We start from the raw sequence: 3,366 nt of genomic DNA, 5'->3' as shown, positions 1-3,366 counted from the left end.
ACCCGTGGTCTAGACTTTCACTAGACTAGATGAAATGTCATGCCCGACACACAAGAAAAAGCATCAAGCTGGTACATAGCAGCTTGATGCTTAATCCAATTATTAAATTATAGTTGACTTCTATCAACACGATTTGACAGAGAGCCGTTTTTACTAATAATTAATCTGATTCTTCAGCAGCACGTGTTGCAGCAGTTTCAATAGTCTTAATAGGATTCAATCTTACACGGAAATTAAAGTTTCCTACATAAGCGTCGTCTTCAAAGCCGTACTCACTGTAATCACCCCAAGAAACATAGTTAGATGTTCCCTTGATTCTGTAGAAAAGTTGTGCAATATCGCCACTACCAAGGATAACTGGATCTAATGCTCTAATCTTTTGGCCCTTCTTAACAGATTGTTTTGTCTTTTTTAATTTTGAATTATAGATAAACAAGTCCATTTGAGGAACAATTGTAGTTGCACCACCATCACGAAATACAGGATTACCGTTAATGCGTCCAACGTTTATCGCCTTGATATAAGCACTCTTACCGATATAGTAGTAATCTTGGCCTTTAATCTTATAATTCTTAACTGCATATGACTTACTACCACTCAAATTTGTGTAGTAGTAATCATCAGACTTAGTCTTGGCGCGACGCTTGCCTGCGTAATTTACAATTGAATATTTAGGCAATACGCGCTGACCATTAAAGCTAATACGTTGACCTTTCTTATTATAAATAGCAGTATTGGTATTTAATTTCAAAACGCCTTTACCATTCATGGTATTAACGTTATTTGACTTAACATAAATTCCGCTACCTAAATTGAAATATGAATCAGGGTAAGTAACCCAGCTCTTACCAACATATTTAATTTTGCTGCCTTTAGTTAAATAAGCTTTGCGACCACGATAAGTTGATAGCCGTTGACCTTTACTGTTGTAAACATATGCATTTTTAATCAAGCCAATTTCATTGCTATTCCAGTTATAGCTACCAACTGCTTTCATATTAATGTAACCACCATCACCTAAATCGGCATAAGTGTTGCCTTTAATAATACTCTGCGGCATCCCGTTAAGATAAATAAAGGCATTAACTTTAGGTCCTTGAATTATAGTTGGTTGACCATAAAAACGAATTGGCTTGTTAAAGTTAATCTCATTTTTATTAGCTATACTTTTACCGTTTTTATTATATAACATTGGTTGAGAATAGCTTTTAACGAACGTAATCTTATTTTTTAAGGTACTTGCTTGAACTACGCTAGAGTTTTGGCTTTGTCCTGTTAAAGCTGCAGGGACCATAAGCGCAGCTCCTGCCACAATACTCAATGCAATTCTTTTTAATTTCATAATAAACCTCCCTTATATTATTCTTTCACTATTTTGAACGTAATTAAGTAAAATTTCACTTAATATATATCAGATTTGATATCGTCATCTTTACCGTTTGAGCTTCTCGCAATACTACTATCACGCCAAAAGCTTTTCTCACCTTATATCTCTCACTTTAATAGTAGCCTGATATTTAATAGGTTTTAAATGTGCTAATTCGTTTTTTAAAGGATTTTTAATTTTAAATCCGGGCTAAAATATTTATCATAACTACACTTATTATATCCTAATAACACTATTTTTTTAACAGAAGGAATTTTTCTAGAAAAATTTAGCAAAACCAGTTCCAATATTTAAAAAAATAACTATAATATCATGTTAGATAATTAATGTAGAAGAGGTGAATATTTTATCATGAAGAATTACACCATTGATCACGACATGTATTTAATGAATTACAAAAATGGTGACGTTTTAAAAGTAACTGTCAATAAAGAAGACTCAGTTAAAAATTTGCAACTATATCGGCAAGATGGTCTTGGCAATTATTATCTTGATAAAAATTCACGGCTGAAAAAACAAGATAATTTGACCACTAAGAAAGATATTGTCAAAGCAAGTAAGAAGATTGGTGGTCACAATACCCATCATATTGATAAATGGCATCATCAAGTTGTTCCTATCTATAATGCTCAACACCAAATTACGGGCTTCAAGCCGAAGTTAGCCCTTGAGCACCATGCTAGAATTCAAAATGCCAAAAGATATTTGCGCCATTTAGATCATCATCATGCAATCTACTTGTCTACTACCAGCAGAAATACCTTGCTCAAGCCAATAAATTACCTTAAAGATGCAATTTATGCAGACCGTAACAAGGAAATGGTTTTAGCACATAAGATTCACAAATTAAGTCGATAAATTTAAAAACTCCAAAAGTTAAATGCTTTTGGAGTTTTTTTACTTAACTTATTCCTCGCCAAACCATGCTTCTACTCTTGCTGCAACGTTAAATGGCAACGAATCAGCTAAAAAGGAACACAACAACCATTTTTGGAAATATTCACTGCTTTCATGATCATGAATATCAAATGCATCATTTTTGAAATTCTTAATATTGCCATATTCTACTTGAATAGGCACGTATACTTTATCGTATTCCACATTATAATTTTCATCCACTTCATCAACCAGTCTATATCCCTTAGGACAATTATGAAAAATCACCTGGTCAGAATTTAAATCTAAATTCTTTTCTGCAATAACTGCATCTTGATGTACTTGAGTAAATTTTTGCGTGTTGGCAGCTATTTCTTTGCCACTGACTACTTTATTCAAATCAGCATTTACATAGAAAACTTTAGTCATTTTTTCTCTCCTATTCTTCTTGTTACTAACCACATATTATCTGTCTTATTTTCTAAAATCAATCAAAGTTTTTCTTGACAGCAATTTTCATTCGGCGTATTATAATGGCAATCAAATTAATAAAAAGCTTAGAAAAGATGAGTAATTGCTTAAAATTTCTAACAGAGAGTCGGATTAGGTGAAAGCCGATGCAATGGCAAGCAATGAATATGGTCTTGGAGCTAAATTAAAATGCGAGCATTAAGTAAGCAAATTACGAGTGACGATCGTTACCCCGTCTGAGTCTTCCCTATTGGGAGTACTTATTGAGGAATTGGCTGTGAAGTTAATTTAAACATGGGTGGTAACACGCTTGAGCGTCCCTAGCATGAAATATGCTAGAGGCGCTTTTTATTTTGCTTATTTAATCAAAGGAGGAATCAATCATGAAAAAAGCAATTACAATTACTAATTCAAAAATTATTATCAATAAAAAAGTATTTGAACGAATGTGTCTCCTTGTATGGTTGATTTTTATTATTTGCGGACTGTTGATTGTTGAATAATTACAAGGAGAAAAAGTATGACTAACTTAACTCATTATGATATTGTAGGAAGTTTTTTACGACCAAAAGAATTGGCCGATTGTAAAATTAAATTGAACACTTGATAGAAAATAAAAAGTCCATTTGGAC

At 32.8% G+C, this 3,366-nt stretch carries 3 protein-coding genes and 1 other annotated feature; of the genes, 1 reads left to right on the top strand and 2 read right to left on the bottom strand.

Going from position 1 to position 3,366, the window contains the following annotated elements; genetic code table 11:
* Positions 1–160: 160 nt before the first annotated feature.
* Complete coding sequence (locus tag CP355_RS09585) at positions 161–1,342, bottom strand: SLAP domain-containing protein (RefSeq protein ID WP_098044422.1); 1,182 nt, start codon at positions 1,340–1,342, stop codon at positions 161–163.
* Positions 1,343–1,738: 396 nt separating this feature from the next.
* On the opposite strand from CP355_RS09585, the gene CP355_RS09580 reads away from it, so the two are divergent.
* Positions 1,739–2,245, top strand: a complete 507-nt coding sequence (locus CP355_RS09580) for a hypothetical protein (RefSeq protein ID WP_025005384.1) — start codon at positions 1,739–1,741, stop codon at positions 2,243–2,245.
* Between the two features lie 48 nt (positions 2,246–2,293).
* Here CP355_RS09580 and CP355_RS09575 read toward each other — a convergent pair whose 3' ends face one another.
* The gene (locus tag CP355_RS09575) at positions 2,294–2,692 is read right to left on the bottom strand and encodes a hypothetical protein (RefSeq protein WP_087176460.1); all 399 of its coding nucleotides are present in this window, start codon (positions 2,690–2,692) and stop codon (positions 2,294–2,296) included.
* Between the two features lie 120 nt (positions 2,693–2,812).
* Positions 2,813–3,059 (top strand) — a binding site (T-box leader).
* Positions 3,060–3,366 lie beyond the last annotated feature (307 nt).

The sequence above is a fragment of the Lactobacillus sp. UMNPBX4 genome, assembly GCF_002554115.1.
In the GTDB taxonomy this organism is placed as follows: Bacteria; Bacillota; Bacilli; order Lactobacillales; family Lactobacillaceae; genus Lactobacillus; species Lactobacillus gallinarum.
The sequence above is the reverse complement of the archived record's forward strand: the minus strand, read 5'-3'. Positions and strand labels throughout refer to the sequence as shown.

Excerpts from the sequence above, each read along its gene's own strand:
- CP355_RS09585 (WP_098044422.1), bottom strand. The coding sequence starts at position 1,342 with ATGAAATTAAAAAGAATTGCATTGAGTATTGTGGCAGGAGCTGCGCTT.
- CP355_RS09580 (WP_025005384.1), top strand. The coding sequence starts at position 1,739 with ATGAAGAATTACACCATTGATCACGACATGTATTTAATGAATTACAAA.
- CP355_RS09575 (WP_087176460.1), bottom strand. The coding sequence starts at position 2,692 with ATGACTAAAGTTTTCTATGTAAATGCTGATTTGAATAAAGTAGTCAGT.